The sequence below is a fragment of the Leifsonia sp. NPDC077715 genome (assembly GCF_040686855.1).
Lineage (GTDB): Bacteria > Actinomycetota > Actinomycetes > Actinomycetales > Microbacteriaceae > Leifsonia.
Window position 1 is genome coordinate 622,359 of sequence record NZ_JBFBOG010000003.1, and the last position, 20,157, is coordinate 642,515.

At 69.1% G+C, this 20,157-nt stretch carries 20 protein-coding genes and 1 pseudogene; 11 read left to right on the forward strand and 10 right to left on the reverse strand.

What is annotated here, in order from left to right; all coding sequences use genetic code 11:
* Nucleotides 1-104: 104 nt before the first annotated feature.
* Both AB0P25_RS16800 and AB0P25_RS16805 read left to right on the forward strand, forming a co-directional pair.
* Nucleotides 105-902, forward strand: coding sequence for an SDR family oxidoreductase (locus tag AB0P25_RS16800; protein WP_363808874.1), 798 nt, complete (start codon nucleotides 105-107; stop codon nucleotides 900-902).
* Nucleotides 899-2,893: a S9 family peptidase gene (locus AB0P25_RS16805; RefSeq protein ID WP_363808875.1), complete on the forward strand. Its 1,995-nt coding sequence runs from the start codon at nucleotides 899-901 to the stop codon at nucleotides 2,891-2,893. Before AB0P25_RS16800 ends, AB0P25_RS16805 begins: the two co-directional genes overlap by 4 nt.
* A gap of 57 nt (nucleotides 2,894-2,950) precedes the next feature.
* Here AB0P25_RS16805 and AB0P25_RS16810 read toward each other — a convergent pair whose 3' ends face one another.
* The 3 genes from AB0P25_RS16810 to AB0P25_RS16820 all read right to left on the reverse strand — a co-directional run bounded on the left by AB0P25_RS16810 (nucleotide 2,951) and on the right by AB0P25_RS16820 (nucleotide 5,299).
* Entirely contained in the window at nucleotides 2,951-3,592 is a 642-nt protein-coding gene (locus AB0P25_RS16810; protein ID WP_363808876.1) for a DUF308 domain-containing protein, read from the reverse strand.
* Between the two features lie 100 nt (nucleotides 3,593-3,692).
* Nucleotides 3,693-4,523 carry a DUF1206 domain-containing protein gene (locus AB0P25_RS16815; RefSeq protein ID WP_363808879.1) on the reverse strand — a complete coding sequence of 277 codons (831 nt, stop codon included), beginning with the start codon at nucleotides 4,521-4,523 and terminating at the stop codon, nucleotides 3,693-3,695.
* A complete protein-coding gene (locus tag AB0P25_RS16820) occupies nucleotides 4,520-5,299 on the reverse strand; it encodes a phosphatase PAP2 family protein (protein ID WP_363808880.1) in 780 nt (259 codons plus the stop codon). The genes AB0P25_RS16815 and AB0P25_RS16820 overlap by 4 nt, the downstream gene beginning before the upstream one ends.
* 145 nt (nucleotides 5,300-5,444) lie before the next feature.
* On the opposite strand from AB0P25_RS16820, the gene AB0P25_RS16825 reads away from it, so the two are divergent.
* Genes AB0P25_RS16825 through AB0P25_RS16835 form a run of 3 tightly spaced genes read left to right on the forward strand, consistent with a single transcriptional unit; the run spans nucleotide 5,445 to nucleotide 8,907 of the window.
* On the forward strand, nucleotides 5,445-7,136 hold the full coding sequence (locus tag AB0P25_RS16825; protein WP_363808882.1) for a circularly permuted type 2 ATP-grasp protein: 1,692 nt from the start codon (nucleotides 5,445-5,447) through the stop codon (nucleotides 7,134-7,136).
* Nucleotides 7,130-8,053, forward strand: a complete 924-nt coding sequence (locus tag AB0P25_RS16830; protein ID WP_363808884.1) for an alpha-E domain-containing protein — start codon at nucleotides 7,130-7,132, stop codon at nucleotides 8,051-8,053. Before AB0P25_RS16825 ends, AB0P25_RS16830 begins: the two co-directional genes overlap by 7 nt.
* The gene (locus AB0P25_RS16835) at nucleotides 8,050-8,907 is read left to right on the forward strand and encodes a transglutaminase family protein (protein ID WP_363808886.1); all 858 of its coding nucleotides are present in this window, start codon (nucleotides 8,050-8,052) and stop codon (nucleotides 8,905-8,907) included. The genes AB0P25_RS16830 and AB0P25_RS16835 overlap by 4 nt, the downstream gene beginning before the upstream one ends.
* 31 nt (nucleotides 8,908-8,938) lie before the next feature.
* On the opposite strand, the gene AB0P25_RS16840 is transcribed toward AB0P25_RS16835, so the two are convergent.
* Together AB0P25_RS16840 and AB0P25_RS16845 are read right to left on the reverse strand one after the other, a co-directional pair.
* Entirely contained in the window at nucleotides 8,939-9,502 is a 564-nt protein-coding gene (locus AB0P25_RS16840; protein WP_363808888.1) for a GNAT family N-acetyltransferase, read from the reverse strand.
* Nucleotides 9,503-9,532: 30 nt separating this feature from the next.
* Nucleotides 9,533-10,261, reverse strand: coding sequence for a Pr6Pr family membrane protein (locus AB0P25_RS16845; RefSeq protein WP_363808890.1), 729 nt, complete (start codon nucleotides 10,259-10,261; stop codon nucleotides 9,533-9,535).
* 159 nt (nucleotides 10,262-10,420) lie between these two features.
* Between AB0P25_RS16845 and AB0P25_RS16850 the strand changes: the two genes are divergently transcribed.
* Nucleotides 10,421-11,770, forward strand: a complete 1,350-nt coding sequence (locus tag AB0P25_RS16850; protein WP_363808892.1) for a DUF1214 domain-containing protein — start codon at nucleotides 10,421-10,423, stop codon at nucleotides 11,768-11,770.
* A gap of 67 nt (nucleotides 11,771-11,837) precedes the next feature.
* On the opposite strand, the pseudogene AB0P25_RS16855 reads toward AB0P25_RS16850, so the two are convergent.
* A pseudogene (locus AB0P25_RS16855) lies at nucleotides 11,838-12,568 on the reverse strand (flavodoxin family protein).
* A gap of 321 nt (nucleotides 12,569-12,889) precedes the next feature.
* On the opposite strand from AB0P25_RS16855, the gene AB0P25_RS16860 reads away from it, so the two are divergent.
* Nucleotides 12,890-13,213 (forward strand): pyrophosphatase, encoded by a 324-nt coding sequence (locus AB0P25_RS16860; protein ID WP_363808894.1) that lies wholly within the window; start codon nucleotides 12,890-12,892, stop codon nucleotides 13,211-13,213.
* Nucleotides 13,214-13,375: 162 nt separating this feature from the next.
* Here the strand turns inward: AB0P25_RS16860 and AB0P25_RS16865 are convergent, their stop codons facing one another.
* Genes AB0P25_RS16865 through AB0P25_RS16875 form a run of 3 tightly spaced genes read right to left on the reverse strand, consistent with a single transcriptional unit; the run spans nucleotide 13,376 to nucleotide 14,548 of the window.
* Complete coding sequence (locus AB0P25_RS16865) at nucleotides 13,376-13,804, reverse strand: MarR family transcriptional regulator (RefSeq protein WP_363808895.1); 429 nt, start codon at nucleotides 13,802-13,804, stop codon at nucleotides 13,376-13,378.
* Nucleotides 13,801-14,154, reverse strand: coding sequence for a VOC family protein (locus AB0P25_RS16870; protein WP_363808896.1), 354 nt, complete (start codon nucleotides 14,152-14,154; stop codon nucleotides 13,801-13,803). The genes AB0P25_RS16865 and AB0P25_RS16870 overlap by 4 nt, the downstream gene beginning before the upstream one ends.
* 52 nt (nucleotides 14,155-14,206) lie before the next feature.
* The gene (locus AB0P25_RS16875) at nucleotides 14,207-14,548 is read right to left on the reverse strand and encodes a hypothetical protein (protein ID WP_363808897.1); all 342 of its coding nucleotides are present in this window, start codon (nucleotides 14,546-14,548) and stop codon (nucleotides 14,207-14,209) included.
* 100 nt (nucleotides 14,549-14,648) lie between these two features.
* On the opposite strand from AB0P25_RS16875, the gene AB0P25_RS16880 reads away from it, so the two are divergent.
* Nucleotides 14,649-15,911 carry an MFS transporter gene (locus AB0P25_RS16880; protein ID WP_363808898.1) on the forward strand — a complete coding sequence of 421 codons (1,263 nt, stop codon included), beginning with the start codon at nucleotides 14,649-14,651 and terminating at the stop codon, nucleotides 15,909-15,911.
* Between the two features lie 6 nt (nucleotides 15,912-15,917).
* On the opposite strand, the gene AB0P25_RS16885 is transcribed toward AB0P25_RS16880, so the two are convergent.
* Nucleotides 15,918-16,928: an aldo/keto reductase gene (locus AB0P25_RS16885; RefSeq protein WP_363808899.1), complete on the reverse strand. Its 1,011-nt coding sequence runs from the start codon at nucleotides 16,926-16,928 to the stop codon at nucleotides 15,918-15,920.
* 158 nt (nucleotides 16,929-17,086) lie between these two features.
* On the opposite strand from AB0P25_RS16885, the gene AB0P25_RS16890 reads away from it, so the two are divergent.
* From AB0P25_RS16890 to AB0P25_RS16900, 3 genes are all read left to right on the forward strand, one after another.
* Nucleotides 17,087-18,001 (forward strand): AraC family transcriptional regulator, encoded by a 915-nt coding sequence (locus AB0P25_RS16890; RefSeq protein ID WP_363808901.1) that lies wholly within the window; start codon nucleotides 17,087-17,089, stop codon nucleotides 17,999-18,001.
* A gap of 22 nt (nucleotides 18,002-18,023) precedes the next feature.
* Nucleotides 18,024-19,130 carry a phospho-N-acetylmuramoyl-pentapeptide-transferase gene (gene mraY, locus AB0P25_RS16895; protein WP_363808903.1) on the forward strand — a complete coding sequence of 369 codons (1,107 nt, stop codon included), beginning with the start codon at nucleotides 18,024-18,026 and terminating at the stop codon, nucleotides 19,128-19,130.
* Nucleotides 19,131-19,241: 111 nt separating this feature from the next.
* Nucleotides 19,242-20,093 carry a trypsin-like serine protease gene (locus tag AB0P25_RS16900; RefSeq protein ID WP_363808904.1) on the forward strand — a complete coding sequence of 284 codons (852 nt, stop codon included), beginning with the start codon at nucleotides 19,242-19,244 and terminating at the stop codon, nucleotides 20,091-20,093.
* The last annotated feature ends 64 nt before the right edge of the window (nucleotides 20,094-20,157 follow it).

Genomic DNA, 20,157 nt, shown 5'->3' on the forward strand with positions numbered 1-20,157 from the left:
GTCCTCCTTTCGCTCCTTGATATGAAGGTACCAGCGTCGGCCGACGCCGGGTCGGACGCACTTGGTAGTCTCAGGATGCTAGACATCGACGCCGAGGAGTTTTCGTGGCCAACCCCCTTTCCCCTGGTTCGCTGACGGGCAAGCGCGCCCTCGTGACCGGTTCGTCCCGCGGTATCGGCGCCGACACCGCGCAGTACCTCGCAGAGGCCGGCGCGAGCGTCGTCATCAACTACCGCAACAAGGAGGCGCGGGCGCAGAAACTGGTCTCCGCCATCGAGGAGCAAGGCGGGACGGCCCTCGCGGTCGGCGCCGACCTCACCGATCCGGACTCGGTTGCGGCCATGTTCCGGACGGTCGAGGAGGCCTGGGGCGGTCTCGACATCCTCGTGCTGAATGCGTCCGGGGGCATGGAGTCGGGCATGGCGGAGGACTACGCCATGCAGCTCAACCGCGACGCGCAGGTGAACACCCTGACCGCCGCGCTGCCGCTGCTCGGCGAGGGTGCCCGCGTGGTGTTCGTCACGAGCCACCAGGCCCACTTCATCAAGACCACCCCGACGATGCCCGAGTACGAGGCGGTCGCGGTCAGCAAGCGGGCCGGAGAGGACGCGCTGCGCGCCCTGCTGCCGACGCTCGCCGAGAAGGGCGTCGAGTTCGTCGTCGTCTCCGGCGACATGATCGAGGGCACCATCACGGCGACCCTGCTCAACCGCCTCAACCCGGGAGCCATCGACGCGCGCAAGGAGGCCGCCGGTCGCCTGTACAACGTGAGCGAGTTCGCCGCCGAGGTCGCCGCCGCGGCGGTGGAGCCGGTGCCGGCCGACCACACCCGCCTCGTCGGCGACGTGTCCAGCTTCACGCCGATCGTGGAGTCGGAGCTGACGGAGGGGCGCGGCGAGTGAAGCCCGCCGACCTCGACCTGCTCGTCGGCGTCTCCACGCCGACCGTCCACCCGGGAGGCGGCCGCGCGGTCGTCTCCGTCATGCATCCGTCGCTCTCGGCCGACGCGACCGTCGGCCAGCTGTGGACCATCCCGCTCGGCGGTCACGCGGCGCCCAAGCTGCTGACCCGCGGGTTCCGCGACACCGCGCCGCGCTTCTCGCCGGACGGGCGCCTGCTCGCGTTCCTCCGCGCCGAGCCGAAGCGACCGCCGCAGCTGTTCGTCGTCGACGCCGCCGGCGGAGAGCCGGTCGCCGTCACCGATCGCACGCTGGGCGTGAGCGAGTTCGTCTGGTCTCCCGACGGCCGTGCGCTCGCGTTCGTGAGCCGCGAGCCCGAGCAGGGCCGGTACGGGACGGTCGAGGGCATCGACCCGAACGGGGAGCCCGCCCGCCGCATCGACACTCTGAAATATCAGGCCAACGGTCTCGGCTACACGATCGACCGGCACGCGCACGTCTTCGTGGTCGCCGTGCCGGACGTCTGGTCGGCGCCGACGCCCTCTCCGATCCCGCTGCCCGACGGGTCCACGGACCCGGCGCCGACGGTGGCGGAGCCTCGGCAGCTGACCGACGGCCCGTACGACGACGGTTCGATCTCGTTCTCGCCGGACGGCGGCCGCGTCGCGTTCGTCTCGGCGCGTCACGCCAGCCGCGATGTCGACCTGCGCTCGAACGTCTTCACCGTCCCGGTCGAAGGCGGGGAGCCACGCGATCTGACCGGTCCGCACGGGTCGTTCAGCGTCGTGGACGCGCAGTACGCGAACAACGGCCTCCTGTTCTTCACCGCGCAGGACGTGGGGGAGAGCGGCCGTGACTTCGTCGCCCGCAACACCGCGCTCTACGTCATCGACGGCGAGGGCGCCGTGCCGCGCCTTCTGACCGATCCGGAGACCGTGGACTTCACCGAGTCCGGCATCGTCGCCTACCGCGACGACGCCGTGCTCCTCGTCGACCGCCGCCGTGGCGCTCTCGTGCTCACCGAGGTGGACGCGTCGGGGGCGCTGCGAACGCTGACCGACGACCAGACCGTGGTCGGCGGCGCCGGCGTCGCGGGGGACACCATCGTGGTGAACTTCGCGGACGCCCGCACCACCGGCGATGTCGCACTCGTCGACGGGGAGGGGCTGCACCGCCTCACCGATCTCTCGGCGCCGCTGCGCGCGAAGGGCGTCATCACGCCTCGAGAGCTGACGATCACGGGGCGCGACGGCTACCCGATCCACGGCTGGGTGCTGGTGCCGGAGGGGGAGGGGCCGCATCCCGTGCTCCTCAACATCCACGGCGGGCCGTTCGCGTCCTACACCGGCGCGCTGTTCGACGAGGCGCAGGTCTACGCCGGCGCGGGCTACGCGGTCGTCATGTGCAACCCGCGCGGATCCGCGGGATACGGGCAGGAGCACGGCCGGGTCATCCGCCAGAAGATGGGCACCGTCGACCTGAACGACGTGCTGGACTTCCTCGACGGCTCGATCGAGCAGGTCTCCGGTCTCGACCGCGAGCGGGTCGGCATCATGGGCGGCTCGTACGGCGGTTACCTCACCGCGTGGACGATCGCGCACGACCACCGGTTCGCCGGCGCGATCGTCGAGCGCGGCTTCCTGGACCCCGACGCCTTCGTCGGCACGAGCGACATCGGCAGCTTCTTCGGCGACGAGTACACCGGCACCGACCCGGAGCTGATGCGATCGCAGAGTCCGCAGGCCGTCGTCGACCAGGTGCGCACGCCGACGCTCGTGCTGCACTCGTCGGCCGACCTCCGCTGCCCGCTGGGCCAGGCCGAGCGCTACTACACGGCGCTCAAGCGGCGGGGAGTGGAGACCGAGCTGGTGATCTTCCCGGGTGAGGACCACGAGTTGAGCCGCAGTGGACGACCGCGCCACCGCAGGCAGCGGTTCGACATCATCCTGGACTGGTGGGCCGACCACCTGCCCAGCCGCTGCAACCACCGCTGAACCACGGAACGGCCCCGCTCGAGTGATCCGAGCGGGGCCGTTGCGGTTGCCGGGGCGTTACGCGACGCGCGGCGCCGCCGGGGCGGAGTCCGTCGCCTTCAGCACATCGCGCCCGAACGTGAACGCGCGGACGATGCCGATGATGCCGAGCACGATCAGCGCGATCGCGGCGAACAGCAGCAGCACGGCGGCGGAGGACACCGGCACGAACAGCACGACGATCCCCGCGATGATGCTCAGGATGCCGAACGCGATCGACCATCCGGAGTTGGGGGAGCGGCCGGCCTCGGCAAGCGCCATGACGCCCTCGATGATCCACCCGACGCCGATGAAGGCGACCGCGAAGATCACCAGGGTGATGGCGGCTGTCTGGACGTTCTTGAGCGCGAGGACGCCCACGAAGATGAGCAGGACGCCGAGGATGATGTTGAGCGCCCTCGAGCCGCCGCTCATCCCGCGACTGAAGATGCCGACGCCGAGGCGCAGCACGCCGGCGACGAGGAAGTAGATCCCGAGGAAGATCGCGAGCACGGCGATGGTCTTCTCGGGCCAGAACAGCAGCACGATCCCCAGGATCAGCCCGACGGCGCCGCTGATGCCCAGCGCCGTGCGGATCGCGTTGATGGCGGAGCGCGTCATGTGACGGGCATCCAGGGAGAACTCGTGCAGCATCGGATCGGTCGGGTCGTTGAGGCTCATTGCTTCATCCCTTCGCATGGCAGCCGCGGCCTGCGGCTGGTGCTGACATTAGCGCCGGGACGGGGTGCGCCGTCAGAGGTGATCGCGGCGCGCGCCGGATTCAGAAGCGAGCGACCCAGGCCCGCAGGATGTTGTAGACGCCGGACGCGATGAGCCCCGCCCCGGTGGCGATGAGCAGCGCGACGCCGAGGGGGAGCGTCGACAACGATTCGAATGCGCCGTAGAGCCCCGACGCCTCGTCCGGACGGACGGTGATCGCCGCCACGACGAACAATGTCCCGGCGACGCCGAGCACGAAGCCTTTCGCGACGTAGCCGGCGATGCCCAGCACGGTGAGGGCAGGGCGTGCGCCCGGCAGGTCGGGGATGTCGATGTCGCGCAGGAACCGTCGACGCACGCCCTTGATGAACAGGAACACGCCGATACCGATCACGGCGAGGCCGACCAGCACCAGGAGCACCGCGCCGCCGGGAAGAGCGAGGATCTGCCCGCTGAGAGTGCGCGTCGAGGAGCTGGCATCGCTCGGGTGGCCCTGCACGACCGCGAGGGCGGTCAGGGCGAGGGCCGCGTAGGCGATCGCCTTTCCGACGTTCTGGAGCCGCCTCGCCCAGAGCTTCGCCGGCGTTCCGGCGCGCATCAGGGCGGCCTCGATGAGCAGCCACACCGCCAGCGACACGAGGCCGATCATGCTGACCCAGAGCAGCACGAAGCCGCCGGGCAGCTGCCCCAGCTGCTCCATCGCGCCGGACTGGTCCGCGTCTGCGAAGTGGTTGATTCCGAGCTGGATGGCCAGTGCGCCGAGGAACACCTGCACAAGTCCGCTGGCCGCGAAACCGATCCGGGCGAGGACGTGCAGCACCGTGCTGTCGCGTGCCGTCTCGGCGGCGTCGCGCACTTTGTCGCCGGCGTCGGCCGTCCCGTTGGGCGTCATGTGCCGTCCACCTGAGGCTGCGAGTGCTCGCCTTCGACCTTCTCGCCCTCGACGCGCACGGTGCGCCGGGTGTCGAGCGCGATCACTCCACCGAGGACCGCCAGCGACAGGGCGACGGATCCGGTGGTGTCGCTGATCCAGTGGTAGCCGAGGTAGAGGCGGCTGGCCACCTGCAGGACGATCAACGCCGCCGCCAGCGCGAAGGCCGCGACGGTGAACCAGGGCTTCTGGATACGGCTCGCCAGCAGGAACGCGAGGATCAGGAAGAAGTCGGAAGCCCCGAGCACGTGGCCGGAGGGGAACGAGAAGGTGTGGTCCGGTCCCATCAGCATGAGCGACAGCGGAGGCCGGGGGTGCTGGATGATCGGCGCGAGGATCTGTGCGAGCACCACGCCCGTCAGCATCCCCACCGCGAGCAGGAACGGTCGCCACAGGTGCCGGGCCAGCAGGGCCCAGACGATCACGGTGATGAGAACGATGAACGGCATGGCCACCGGCCCGAAGATGATCGCGAGCACGGTCATGAAGCCGGTCGTCTCGGCGGACCGTTGGGCGTTGAACCAGCGTTCGACCGGCACGTCGAGACGTTCGTAGCCGGTGTGGGTGATGACGTTCGTGGCGAGTATCACGAAAGCGGTCAGGCCGACCACGACGAGGACGACGGACGTCAGGTAGAGGCGCCGACGGGTCTCGGCGGGGAGGTAGCGTTCTTCGACGATGAACCGCCTGTTCCAATCGGACAGACGGCTCGTTCGGAGGTCAGCGGCTGCGGGCACTTATTCGGGCCTTTCGGGACGGCGAGCAACGGCGACCCGTGGGGCGGGCGTCATGTACTGTACGCGGAAACCTCTCCGCCCTCCATTCCGCGACCCGCAACAGGTTCGAAACGCGGGTGAAACGCGGCGTGGATAGCGTCACCGCATGGGCGAGCTGTTCGACGGGTATGCAAAGACCGCATCTCTGCGACGACGACGTGGCCGAGACGCGCCTTTCGACGAGATGTTCGGCGAAGCCGCCGCCGCGGCGAAGGGCGGCAGGTCGGCGTATCGGGAGCTGTTCGCGGCCCTCGCCTCGCTGACGCAGGAGGAGCTGCGGGGGAGGATGGAGTCGCTCGCGAGCTCCTACCTGGCGCAGGGGGTGACGTTCGATTTCGCGGGGGAGGAGCGACCCTTCCCGCTCGACGTGGTGCCGCGCGTGATCGAGCAGGCCGAATGGTCGCGGTTGGAGCGGGGGATCCAGCAGCGCGTGCGCGTTCTGGAGGCCTTCCTGAGCGACGTCTACGGCGACCAGAACGCCGTCCGCGACGGCGTCATCCCGGCCGGCCTCATCACCTCGTCGGCGCATTTTCATCGCGCGGCCGCGGGCGTCACCAGCGCCAACGGCGTGCGCATCCAGGTCGCCGGTATCGACCTCATCCGCGACGGCAGCGGCGAGTGGCGGGTGCTCGAGGACAACGTCCGGGTGCCGAGCGGCGTGAGCTATGTGATCTCCAACCGGAGGGTGATGGCGCAGACCCTCCCCGAGCTGTTCGCCTCGATGCGGGTGCGGCCGGTGGGGGATTACCCGAACCGGCTGCTCCAGGCGCTCCGGGCTAGTGCCCCCGGCGGCATGAGCGAGCCGAACGTCGTGGTGCTCACCCCCGGGGTCTACAACTCGGCCTACTTCGAGCACACGCTCCTCGCCCGGCTCATGGGAGTCGAGCTGGTCGAGGGCCGCGATCTCTTCTGCAGCGGAGGCTACGTCTACACCCGCACGACCTCGGGGCCGCAGCGCGTGGACGTCATCTACCGGCGCATCGACGACGATTTCATCGACCCGTTGCAGTTCCGGGTCGATTCCGTGCTCGGCACACCCGGCCTCATGCTGGCGGCCCGGCTCGGAAACGTCACCATCGCCAACGCGGTGGGCAACGGGGTCGCCGACGACAAGCTGGTCTACACGTACATCCCCGATCTCATCCGCTACTACCTGGCGGAGGAGCCGGTGCTCCCCAACGTGGACACCTGGCGCCTGGAGGACCCGGCCGCTCTGGCGGAAGCGCTGGATCGTCTCGACGAGCTCGTCGTGAAACCGGTGGACGGTTCGGGCGGCAAGGGTCTCGTGATCGGTCCCGACGCGTCCCGCACGCAGCTGGACGAGCTGCGGGCCCGGCTCATCGCGGACCCGCGGGGATGGATCGCCCAGCCCGTCGTCCAGCTGTCGACGATCCCGACGCTCGTCGAGGACGGGATGCGCCCGCGTCATGTGGACCTGCGGCCGTTCGCGGTCAACGACGGGCGTGATGTCTGGGTGCTTCCGGGCGGCCTCACCCGCGTCGCGCTCGGCGAGGGGCAGCTCGTGGTCAACAGCAGCCAGGGCGGGGGATCGAAGGACACCTGGGTGATCGGAGCCGCGGAGACCCCGGATCCACGAAGCGCCGGCTCGTCGGATACGGCGGACGCCCAGCCCGACCTCTCGCGCGTCGCTGGGATCGTCGCCGATCAGGCCTCCCCGAAGACCACGGTCCCCGGGCGGGTCCACCCGCAGGATCATTCGACCGAGGATTCCCCTCGCACCGACCAGCAACAGCAGCAACAGCAGAGCCGCGCAGGTGAGGAGGGGTCGCGATGTTGAGCCGGATCGCGTCGTCGTTGTTCTGGATCGGCCGGTACCTGGAGCGCAGCGACGGCACGGCCCGCATCCTCGACGTCCACCTCCAGTTGCTGCTGGAGGACCCGTGGGTGGACGAGGACACCGCGTGCCGTTCGCTGCTGGGCGTCATGGGGAGCCCTGCGCCCAGCCGGTGCGCCCGCGAGGACGTGCTCCGGATCCTCGCCGTCGACCGCACGGCCCCGGCGTCGATCGCGTACTCGCTCGCTGCAGCGCGGGAGAACGCCCGTCGCGCCCGCGAGATCATCTCGACCGAGCTCTGGGAATGTCTCAACACGACAGCGGCGCGCACTCCACGCCAGGTGGCGAGCGACAAGGTGCACGGGTTCTTCAGCTGGGTGAGGGAGCGGACCGCTCTCGCGGTCGGGGTGATGGAGTCCGGAGCGAGCCGTGACGAGCCGTGGCACTTCTTCACGCTCGGTCGCAGCCTGGAGCGGGCGGACATGACCGCGCGCCTGCTCGCGACGCGCGCGCTCACCGAGGCGAGCGGCCCGAGCTGGACGACGATCCTGCGCTCGTGCGGCGCCTACGAGTCCTACCTCCGCACGTACCGCGGGGTGCCCTCGGCCCGCAACGCGGCGGAGTTCCTGTTGCACGACCGCCTCTTCCCGCGGTCGATCCTCTACTCGGTCACCCGCGCGCTGGAATCCCTCGGTGAGATCGAGCCGCGCCTCCAGCGCGCCGGCGTCTCCGACGACGCGGTGCGGATGCTGGGGAAGGTGCGGAGCGAGCTCGAGTTCCGGCCGGTCGCCGACGTGCTCGTGGACCTCCCCGCCGCCATGTCGGGGATCCAGGACGCCACGAGCGCGGCCACGGACGCGGTGGCGTTGCGGTACTTCCCCGAGAATGTCGCACTGAACTGGATGGGGGACCGGGCGTGAAGCGGCTGCGGGTGGTGCACACCACGGGGTACCGGTACGTCGAGTCGGTGACCGCCTCCTACAACGAGGCGAGGATGCTGCCGATCTCGAGCGACGCGCAGCTGGTGCTGCACTCGGCCGTGGAGGTCTCTCCGGTGTCCTCGCACCACCAGTACACGGACTACTGGGGCACGCGCGTCCTCGCCTTCGACATCCTGGACGCGCACCGCGAACTCACCATCACGGCCAGCAGCCTGGTGGAGGTGCTGGAGAGCGCCGGCTCCGAGCCCGGCGTCGGCTGGGAGGAGCTGCGCGCTGCGATCCCGCGCTCGGCGGGATGCGTCGAGCAGCTGGGACAGACGCCCCTCACGGAGCCGTCCGCTTCGCTCGCCGAGCTCGCGGCGTCGGTCCTGGAAGCCACCGACCCGGCCGTCGACGGTCCGTGTGCGGCCGCCCGGGCGATCGTCGCATCGGTCTCGTCCGAGATGGAGTACATGAGCGGCGTGACCGGGGTCCGGACCACCGCGGCCGAGGCCTGGGAGGCGCGCAGCGGCGTCTGCCAGGACATCGCGCACGTCGCCATCGGAGCCCTGCGCTCGATCGGGATCCCGGCCCGCTATGTGTCCGGCTACCTGCACCCGAAGATCGACGCGGTCGTCGGCGAGACGGTCACGGGGGAGTCGCACGCGTGGGTGGAGTGGTACTGCGGCACCTGGCATGGCTACGATCCGACGAACGGCGTGGAGATCGGCGACCGCCACATACGCATCGGGCACGGGCGCGACTATTCGGACGTGACCCCGTTGCGCGGCGTGTACGCCGGGGGCGCGAGTTCCGATCTGTTCGTCCAGGTGTCGATCACCCGGGAGGCGTGAGGGGTTCACAGCCGGCCGGACGAGCGTGCCGTCACTCGGAGAGCACGTACCGCATGACCGGTCGGCTGGGGAACGTCCGGCCGAGCTCGGTGAAACCGACCTCTTCGAACATCCGCAGGGTGCCGGTGAAGACAGCCGAGGGGGCGGGCGCGCCGGTGAGGAGGTCGGTGTCCACGGGATGACCGTCGAGGACGCTTGCTCCGTGCCGTCGTGCCCAGTCGACGGCCTCTGCGAGCAGCTGGACACCGATGCCTTCTCCGCGATGATCCCGGCGGACGACGAAGCACGTGGCCCACCAGGCGGACGGGTCATCGTCGAGAATGCGGGCGAGCGCTCGGTTGCGGATGATGCCGGGGAGTGTCGAGCGCGGCACCACTCTCGTCCAGCCGACCGGGTCCGCCTCGTCGTACGCGATGAGTGCGACAGGGGTGTCTGCGTGAGCGATCTCCTCGTGGAGAGCGGCCCTGTTGTCGGGAGCGTCGGTGTCGCGGAAGCGTTGGCACCAGCACGAGTCGGCCCGGCGTCCCTGTGGCCCGAATACCTGGGCGATATCCGCCCAGCGCTCGACGGTCGCCGGCTCGATCCTGACTGTCATGTCGTGTTACAAGCGCTCCGCGGATCCTCGTCAGGTGCGCGCAGAGCTGACCGCAGACGGAATCTCGACCCGCTCCACGGGGGAGTCGGCAAGCACGCTCGGGATCTTCGCGTCGATCAGCTTGAAGATAGCGGCCAGCACCGCCGCGACGACGAGGACCAGGACCGCGTTGAAGAGCGCCGCGCCCAGGCCGATCCTCGTCACGTCGAGGAACGGGTACGGATACCAGTGCGTGAAGGCGCCCTGGATGAAGATGTAGAACAGCCACGCGATCGGAAGGATGAACGCACCCGCCACGGTCGACCATCGGAAGCGGGGACGGGGCCCGAAGACCAGCCATCCGGCGACGAAGGTCCAGGGCGAGATGTAGTGGAAGAGGATCGTCGCCGTCAGCGCCCAGCCGGTCAGATGCAGCTGGGGGGCGAGGATGATCGCGAAGACCAGACCGGTGATCGTGATCGCCAGCAGCGCGTTGAGCCGCGCGATGTCCCACCAGCGACCGCGCCTGCGTGGGTCGGCGACGAGGAACACGCAGACGATCATCACGACGATGTTGCTCTCGACGGTGAAGAAGCTGAACAGCCGCCAGAGGCGCACGGGGACGCTCACCGCGGTTCCGGACTGGCCGGAGTTGGCATCGGCGCCGCCCGTGAAGATCAGTACGAGCTGGATGATCAGAGCGGCCAGAACGACCGCCGCTATCGCGCCGTACCAGACGCGAGCTGCTGGACTCCATCGATCCCCGGCGACGTGGCTCATTCGACGATTCTGGTGTCTGCTGTCGAATTGATCAATCGGCTGGTTCAGCGCGTTCGTCGAAATCTGCTGTGATGACCGGCCGGGGGAGTCCAACGGGACTATTCGCGGTGATCGCACGCTACGTAGACTCCGGCCATCAGGCTGAGCAAAGGGGGAGCGGTGGGCGCAGAGCAGCGGGTGACGACGGCGTACGCGACGGAGGTGGCTCGAGCCGCCTACCTGTGGGGGTGGCCGTTGGTGAACATCCACAACCGTCGGGTGTTCATGGAGCAATTGCCCGGGCCAGGGCTCCTGGCAGGGATCGTCCCCGCCGGGCCGCCGAACCACATCGGGATGCTGCACGATTACATCCGGCCCGAGGAGCGCGTCGTCGCCTGCCCGAACCAGGACGTGGCCTACGGGTTCGGTCCGTTGGACGCGAACCTCGGACCGGCGGTGGTGCAGGTGCCCGACTTCGGCGACCGGTTCTGGGTGTACCAGGTCGTGAATCAACGCACCGACTCGTTTGTCGAGCTGGGGAAGATGTACGGTACGGCACCCGGTCACTACCTGCTCGCGCCCACGACGTGGGAGGGGGAGGTGCCCGTCGGAATCGCCGGAGTCTTCCGTTACGACACCCGGTGCGGAGTGGTGATCCCACGCGTCTTCCTGGACGACACCGCCGAGGACCGCGCGGCGATCCTCCCGCTGGTGAACCAGATCAGCGTGTACCCGCTCGCGGACTTCGACGGCACGATGAAGGTGACCGACTGGGCCGGCGTGCCCAGCTTCGGCGGTTCCGACGCGACGTCCGGTCAGGCAGAGACGCAGTGGGTGAACCCGGAGACGTTCTTCGAGTCGTTCGCCGAGATCCTGGACGAAGTCCCGCCCCTGCCCGGTGAGGAAGCGCTCTACGACTGGTTCCGCGTCGTCCTGGACGCCGCGCAGCGGGACGAGGACATCGCCGCTGCGTGCCGTCAGGCGGCGGTGGACGCGGACGCCGTCGTGAAAAAGCTGTTCGAGTTCCGCAACTACGGCATCCCCGTCGGCGGCAACTGGACCACTCAGCGCAGCGGCGCGCGGTTCGGCACCGACTACCTGATGCGCACCGCGGTCGGCAAGTCGAACATCTTCGTCAACACGCCCAACGAGACCACCTACTTCTACCAGGACCTCGACGCCGACGGCGCGCGCCTGAACGGCACGCGGCGGTACTCGGTCCGCTTCGAGGCCGGGCAGCTCCCACCGGTGGCCGGTTTCTGGTCGCTCACCGTCTACAACAAGCACCACTTCTTCCACGCCAACGACCTCGACCGGTTCTCACTGGGCACGAAGAACCAGAACCTCACCCGCGGCGACGACGGCTCGCTGACTCTCACGGTCGGAGGCGAACGACCCTCCGACCCGGCAGACCTCGCCAACTGGCTGCCGGCACCCGCCGACGACTTCTCCGTCTACCTCCGCGCCTACTGGCCCGACGAGAGCATCCTCAACGGCGACTGGACGCCACCGGCGGTTCGTCCGGTCTGATGCTCAGGGCGGTTGGGGCGCCACCGCGATGGCCGCAGGACGAGCGCGGACGGACAGGCTGTCCGGCTCAAGACCTGTATTCGGGGTTGGGGAAATCGAAGCGGGAACCGGCGTCCCATTCCCGGCGCTGGTTGCCGTATTCGGGGAAGCCGCCCGCGTTCTTCAGGAGCCGCGCGAGATGCATGAGGTTCCAGGTGAGGAAGGTCGTGTTCCTGTTGGTGAACTCGTTGTCGAACCCGACGCGCCGACCGTCGCCGAGGTCATCCCGTAGCTGGGGCCGGGTCCGGCCTCGCCGATCCAGCCGGCGTCCGCCTGCGGCGGCACCGCGTAGCCGATGTGCTGGAGGCTGTAGAGGACGTTCGACGCGCAGTGCTTGATCCCGTCCTCGTTGCCGGTGATGAGGCAGCCGCCCACTCGGCCGTAGTAGAGCCACTGGCCCTTCTCGTTGAGCTCGCTCGAATGCGCGTACAGCCGCTCGATGACCTTCTTGGTCTCGCTGCTGTTGTCGCCGAGCCAGATCGGCCCGGCGATCACGAGGATGTCGGCGGCGAGCACCCGGGGGAACAGCTCGGGCCACGCGTCCACGTCCCAGCCGTGCTCGCGCATGTCGGGATGGACGCCCGTTGCGATGGGGTAGTCGACAGCACGGAACTGATCGACCTGCACGCCGTTCGCGGACATGATCGACGCGCTGACGTCGATCAGCGACTGCGTGTGGCTGCGCCTGGGCGACCGCGTGAGCGTCGTGTTGATGAACAGCGCGCGCAGATCGCTGAAGTCGGTGCCCGGGAGATTCATGGCTCCATCGTCCTCGAGTGATCCTCAGAGGACACATGCCAGCACTTGGCGGCCATTCCTACTGCGGATCGACAGTGGGTGATGGCGGAATACTGTCACGCAGCAGAATGCACGGGAAGGGGCCGATTCTGAAGCGCTGATAATGCACATTATGTCAGGTCGAGTTGAGTTCCGGCTCCTCCTCTCTCACGACGTGCCGACCGCCAACGTAGATTCTCTTTCCGCACGTAGATTGTCGGTTTTCGCGATCTGGACAATCTGTTCGGCGGAATCCGCCTCGTACGGGCAGGTGCTGCCCGATTTCCTGCAATGCTTCGACGCATGGAAGTTGTTGAGCTGCAGGCCAACGTAGAGTCCGTGTCGGTCTTCTACGCGGAGCGGCACGGGATCGACCGCACGGATGACTGGTTCATGCTCAAGCTCGGTGAAGAGGTCGGCGAGTTGACCCAGGCCTATCTGGCAAGGTGCGGGCAAGCGCGCGATAAAGGACAAAGCGAAGCAGAGCTCGGGCAGGACTTCCGCGCCGAGCTCGCCGATGTTCTGGCCCAGGTGCTTCTCATCGCTCAACGATTCGATGTTGACTTGGTGTCAGAGGTCGAGCGCAAGTGGCTGGTCTGGAAGCCTTCGCGCACAGGAGCCTCATGATCGTGGACGACGCCGGAGGTTAAATTGTCTCTCCGCCACCTAATGCGCCAACTTGCCGAGGCGCAGCGATAACGGCGTAGGGTTGCGGCGTGACGACCCCCTCGGTCGCGTTGCCGCCGCCCAGCGACTCCTCCACGCCCCGTCGGTCCTCGCCATGAGCGCTCACGATTCGAGCCTGAGCCGGATCCGCCGCAGCACGTCCGCCGTCTCGGCCAGCTCCTCCGCCGAGCTGACGCGGGCCGTTTCGTCCGCCCAGGCGTGCCTCACCGGGCGGATGCGCTTGAGCGTCGCGCGGCCCTCTTCCGTGAGGTGCACGAGCGGCGCTCGCGCGTCGTCCGGATCCGGCTCCCGTGTCACGAGGCCGGCGCGTTCCAGGGCGGCGACGCTCTCGGCCGCGGACTGCCGGCGCATCCCGCGGCGGCGGGCGATCCCGGCGACGCTCAGCGGTCCGTGGGCGACAGCGCCGAGCGTCAGCCAGCGGGCGCTGGTCAGCTGCTCCCCCGCGACCAGCCTGTCCCCAGCCGCCGACAACGCGTCGGCCAGGCGGAAGACCTCGTCGACGAGGACCGTAAGCTCCCGGCCGCCGCTCACGGCGACTCCACGAGGCAGACGAGGTGTCCGTCGGCGTCCCTCACCACCGCCATCCGCTCACCCCACGGCTGCGCGGCGGGCGGGTCGACGACCGCTCCCCCGGCTGCGGTCCAGCGCTCGATCGCTCGATCGAGTCCATCGACCGCGAAGGTCAGGGCGACGGCCGCATCCGACGCCGACGCCGGACGCTCGTGAAACATCAGCTCCAGTCCATCGCCGGTGCGCAGCGAGGCGAACCCGTCCGCGCGCGCTTCGACCGCAAGACCGAGCCCGACTTCATAGACGGGCAGCGCCGCGTCGAGCGAACGCGACGAGATGACGGCTCGATGGAGAACGGTGGATGATGGCACGGCGCAATGATGACGCACTTGACAGGGGCCTGTCAATCATTGCGCCCTACACTCACCTCCCCCGCAGCAACCGCGTCAACGCAAGCCCGGCGGCCGACACCAGCGGCGCCGCGGCGATGATCACCGCGACGGGGTTCGGGCGGAACGTCGGGCCGTGGGATCCGCCGATGTAGGCGCCGATCGGCACCGCGTAGCCGCCGCCACCGCCGCCGCTCCCCTCGCCTCGCTGGGCGCCGTCCGCATCCTCGCCGGACCCCTCGCCGCCCCCGAATCCGAAGACGACGAGCGCGACGGGGAGGACGTCGTGTCCGTCGAGCGTGGTCTTCTCGCCGTACGCGAGGCGCGCACCCCAGGAGGGTACGTACTCAGCCAGTCTCTCGATCAGGTTCGTCATGGCAGAAAGCTACGCGTCTCCGTCCGCCGCGACCACTCTGGTGCACAGCTCCTGAGCGGACGATGATGTGCTCCGTGATGGCACCACGCTGGTCGACCCTATGACCCCCTCCGCCCGCCGCGTGCAGGGGGTCTACCTGACTCTCCTGCTCGGCAACACGCTGGCTGCGGCGTTCATCTGGGGCATCAACACGCTGTTCCTCCTCGACGCCGGCCTCACCAACTTCGAGGCCTTCGCGGCGAACGCCTTCTTCACGGCGGGGATGGTCGTGTTCGAGATCCCGACCGGCGTGGTCGCCGACACCATCGGGCGACGCGCGTCCTACCTCCTCGGCACGATCACCCTCTCCCTCTCGACCGCCCTGTACTGGCTGCTCTGGGTGTGGCACTCCCCCTTCGTGTGGTGGGCGCTGGCCTCCGTGCTGCTCGGGCTGGGCTTCACCTTCTTCTCCGGCGCCGTCGATGCCTGGCTGGTGGATGCGCTGGCCGCGACGGGCTACACGGGCAGCCTCGAGGCGGTCTTCGGGCGCGGCCTGGTCGTGACGGGTGTCGCGACGCTCGTCGGCTCGGTCCTGGGCGGCGTAATCGCCCAGCTGACGAACCTCGGAGTGCCGTTCCTCCTACGGGCCGCGGTGCTGGTGGTCATGTTCGTCGTCGCGTTCGTCGAGATGCACGACCTGGGCTTCACGCCCGACAAATCGATGGGCACGCTCCAGGCGACGAGGAACGTCCTCCACCAGTCGATCGAGCACGGGATGCGCAAGCGCTCGGTGCGCTACGTCATCCTCTCGGCGCCCTTCGCGTCGGGCGTCGGGATCTACGCCTTCTACGCCCTGCAGCCCTACTTGCTGGTGCTCTACGGCGACCCGAACGCGTACTCGATCGCGGGTCTCGCGGCAGCCGTGCTGTCTCTCGCGCAGGTGGCGGGCGGCATCCTCGCTCCGCGCCTGCGGAGGGCGTTCGCCAAGCGGACGACGACCGTGATCGGGGCGTCGCTGATCAGCATCGTCATCCTGGTGCTGCTCGGGCTGACGGCATTCTTCTGGTTCGCGCTGGTGCTGCTCGTCGTGTGGGGCTTCGTCTTCGCCGTCGCCGGGCCGGTGCGACAGGCGTACCTCAACGACATGATCCCGTCGAAGCAGCGCGCGACCGTCCTCTCGTTCGATTCGCTGTTCGGGAGCCTCGGCGGCGTCGTCATCCAGCCGGCGCTCGGACGCGCGGCGGACCTCTGGGGCTACGGCACCTCGCTCGTCATCGGCGGCGCGATCGAGCTGATCGGGATCCCGTTCCTGCTCGCCAGCCGCCGCCAGCGCGACCCGGCCGACACGGCGGGTGCCCGCGGGCCGGAGGTCAGCGCGCAGTGAGCCGGCTCACCGCCGGCGCAATGCCCGCTCGGCCAGGGCGGGCGGCGTCGCCGCGTAGCTGTCGTCGTTCAGTTCCGTGCCGGGCGGGACGATGGCGTCGATGCGGTCGAGGGTGTGGTCCGTCAGGGTGACGTCGGCGGCGGCCAGCAGTCCGTCCAGCTGCTCCTGGGTTCGCGGGCCGATGATGGCGGCGCTGACGGCGGGATGCGAGGTCACGAACGCGATCGCCAGTTGCGGCATCGTCAGGCCGGCGTCCGCGGCGACCTGCTGCAGCTGATCGAGAGCCTGCGTCCGCCGCTTCCCGGCCTCCGTCTCCGGGTCGTACAGTGCGCCCCGGGTCCGCGCCCGGTGACTCGCCTCCGGACGTGGACGGCCGGAGAGCCAGCCGCCGTGGAGCGGACTGTAGGTGAGCACGCCCATCCCGTACTGCTGTGCGACCGGGAAGACCGCACGCTCCGGGAGCCGGCCGAAGATCGAGTACATCGGCTGCTCGCTGAGGAAGCGGTGGGTGCCTGCGGTCTGCGCGACCCACTGCGCCTCGACGATCTTCTCGGCGGCGAACGTGGAGGCTCCCACCGCGAGAACCTTGCCGGCCCGGATCAGGTCGTCGAGCGCGGTCAGCGTCTCGCCGAGGTCGGTCGTCCAGTCGTAGCGGTGGAGCTGGTACAGGTCGATCCGGTCGGTTCCCAAGCGGCGGAGGCTGTCCTCCACGGCTCGCACGATCCACCGCCGGGATGCTCCCGCCGAGTTGGGGTCGGAGCCCATCGGGAGGCCGAACTTGGTCGCGAGCACCACCTCGTCGCGGCGCTCCCGGATCGCCCGGCCGACGATGACCTCCGACTCCCCTGCCGAGTACACGTCGGCCGTGTCCACGACATTGATCCCCGCGTCGAGCGCGCTGTTGATGATGCGCGCCGCGTCGTCATGGTCGGTGTTGCCCATCGCCCCGAACATCATGGTGCCGAGCGCGAGCTCGCTCACCGACCAGCCTGTCGCCCCGAAGGTCCTGCGTCTCATGTGGATCCATCCCTTTCCTGCGGATGACTCCATCGCATCACCGACGGCAGGGACGTCCTACACCGATCCTGCGGAGGTCGTGCACGATCCTGGCGCGTCGGCCTACTCCGCGACGAAGTCGTTTGCGCCGAACCGCGTCCTGGTGCTTGTGTCGGATCATGGGACAGCCGGCGGACCTGCGCGATCTGATCATCCGTCACGCGCGCGGCGGGATCCGCAGGAACATCGTCGACGGCCTCAGCCTGGGCGTCGTGACCGACGGCACTCCCCCGGCCGCCACCATGTCGGAGCCGTCGGTGACCCTCGTCGCCGGCGGCAGCAAGCGGACGGCGGTCGGCGACCTGGAGGTGGTCTACGGTGCCGGCGAATACCTCGTCGTCTCGATCGACCTCCCGGTCACCGGCCGCGTGGAGCAGGCGACCCCCGACGATCCGTTCGTCGTGTTGAGCCTGGCGCTCCGGCCGGCCGTCATCGCCGCCCTCCTGCTCGACACGGTGGAGGTCGCCCGGCCGCCCGCGTTCACCGGACTCGCCGTCGGCACGGCCTCTCCGGACCTGCTCGATGCGGCGTCGCGGATGCTGCGGCTGCTGGACGACCCGGCTGACCTCGCCGCCCTGGGCGCGGCCGCCGAACGGGAGATCGTCTGGCGCCTGCTCAGCGGCCCGCGGGGCGGGATCGTGCGGCAGATCGGTGTGGCCGACGGCAGCCTCGCGCACATCGCCCGGGCGATCCGATGGATGCGCGATCACCTCGACGAGTCCGTCGCGATCGAGGAGCTGGCGCGGATCAGCGGGATGAGCGCGTCCACCTTCCACCGTCACTTCCGCGCCGCGACGTCGATGACGCCCATCCAGTGGCAGAAGGCGCTGCGGCTGCGCGAGGCGCGGGCGCTGCTGCTGAGGGGCGCCGCGGGGGTCGCGGAGGCCGGGTACGCCGTCGGCTACGGGAGCCCGTCGCAGTTCAGCCGTGAGTACCGCCGTGCTTTCGGGCGGCCACCCGGACGCGACGCCGAGACCGTCCGAGGCGGTGGCGCCCCCGCCACACCCGTGGGCGAGGGTGCGTGGATCCCCTGACGACCGATGAGAGGATTCCCCGGTGGGGACCCTTCTGACTGCCGGCAGCCTTGCCCTCGTCTTCTCGTTGGCACTGACTCCGGCGTTCATCCGGTTGTTCCGGCGGCTGAACCTGGGGCAGTTCATCCGCGACGACGGGCCGGAGAGCCACCACGTCAAGCGCGGAACGCCGACCATGGGCGGGATCGTCTTCATCCTCGCGACCCTGTTCGGCTTCTTCGTCGCGGCCTGGCTGAACGGCGGCGCCGCGATCACCCCGTCGGCCCTGCTCGTGCTGTTCATGCTGGTCGGGATGGCGGCCGTGGGCTTCCTCGACGACTACCTCAAGGTGCGCAACCAGCGCAGTCTCGGTCTCGGCGGATGGTCCAAGATCGCCGGTCAGCTCGCGGTGGGCACCGCGTATGCGATCCTCGCCGTCCAGCTCACGAACGCGGACGGGCTGACGCCGGCCTCGACGGCGATCTCGGCTGTCCGCGACATCCCGGGCCTCGACCTCGCACGCATCGCGACCGCCGTGCCCGCTGTCGGGGTCATCCTCTACCTGCTCTGGGTCAACGTCCTCGCCGCCGCCTCGACCAACGGCGTGAACCTCGCCGACGGGCTCGACGGGCTCGCCACCGGGGCGTCCATCCTCTCGATCGGGGCCTTCGCGTTCATCGGCTTCTGGCAGTTCAGCCAGGCGTGCGGAGGCGACCGTGTGCAGCCGGACAACGTGTCGAAGTGCTACCCCACCGCCGATCCGCTCTCGCTCGCCATCGTCGCCGCCGCGATCTGCGGGGCCCTCATCGGCTTCCTCTGGTGGAACACGAACCCGGCGAAGATCATCATGGGCGACACCGGTTCCCTTGGGCTCGGCGGGGCGCTGTGCGCGCTGGCGATCGAGACGCACACCGAACTGCTCCTCCTGCTCATCGGCGGCCTCTTCGTCATCGAGGCGGGGTCGGTGATCGTGCAGCGCGCGTACTTCAAGGCCACGGGCGGCAGGCGGCTGTTCCTGATGACGCCCATCCATCACACGTTCGAGCTCATGAACTGGCGCGAGGTGACCATCGTCGTGCGGCTCTGGATCGTGACCGGGATCCTCGTCGCGCTGGGTCTCGGGGTCTTCTACGCGGAATGGCTCGGCTGACCGCGTCCCGTTCACAGCGCGAACACCCCAGGCAGCGGGGGTCTTGGCCGAACCTGTGAAAACGTACATACTCGATCCCACCGAATCCGCTTCGAGATCCAAGGGGGATCCATGCGAAAGAGAATCCTGGCTGCCGCCATCGCGGTCGCCGCTTTCGGCGCACTGCTGACCGGCGCACCCGCCGTTGCCAGCACCGGGGGCACGCCCGACGGGAACACCCATCCCGACGTCGGCCTGATCCTGTTCTACGACGCCGACGGTCGCTTCCGCTGCTCGGCGACGCTGGTGTCGCCGACGGTGGTCGTCACCGCCGCGCACTGCACGTCCGGCACGCTGGGCAAGACGCTGGTCACCTTCGACTCGGTCATCGCCGAGCAGCCCCCGACGCCGTTCCCGGTCGCGGCCGACCCGAGCGCCGGGTACACGGCGGCCGAGATCACGGCTGCCGGCTACTACTCGGGCACCGCCTACACGCACCCGGACTACTCCGACTTCACCGACCGGGACAACTGGAACGACGTCGGCGTGATCGTTCTCGATCAGCCGCTCCCCTCCTTCGGGTCCGGCTATCCGCAGATCGCTCCCGTCGGCACCCTCGACGCGATCAAGACGAGCAACCTGTCGAAGACGCTGTTCACCGGCGTCGGGTACGGCACCGAGGTCCGCAAGCCCGAGTCCGGGCCGCAGAAGCCCCAGCCGATGACCTATCCGCTCATCCGCCGCTACGTCGACATGCCCGGGCAGAAGCTCACGCCGCAGATCCTGCAGACCAACGGCAACCCCAACGACACCCGCGGAACCGGCGGCACCTGCTTCGGCGACTCGGGTGGACCCGTCTTCCTCGACGGGCGGATCGTCGCGGTGACGAGCTACGGCTATACGGCGAACTGCCGCTACCTCGGCGGCTACCAGCGCCTGGACATCCCGGTGGTGGACGCCTGGCTCGCGACCTTCGGAGTGTGAGCGCCGGAGAATAAATCGCGGCCCTCCCGCGTTATTGAGAATAGGTTTCAATAAGGGAGGTTCG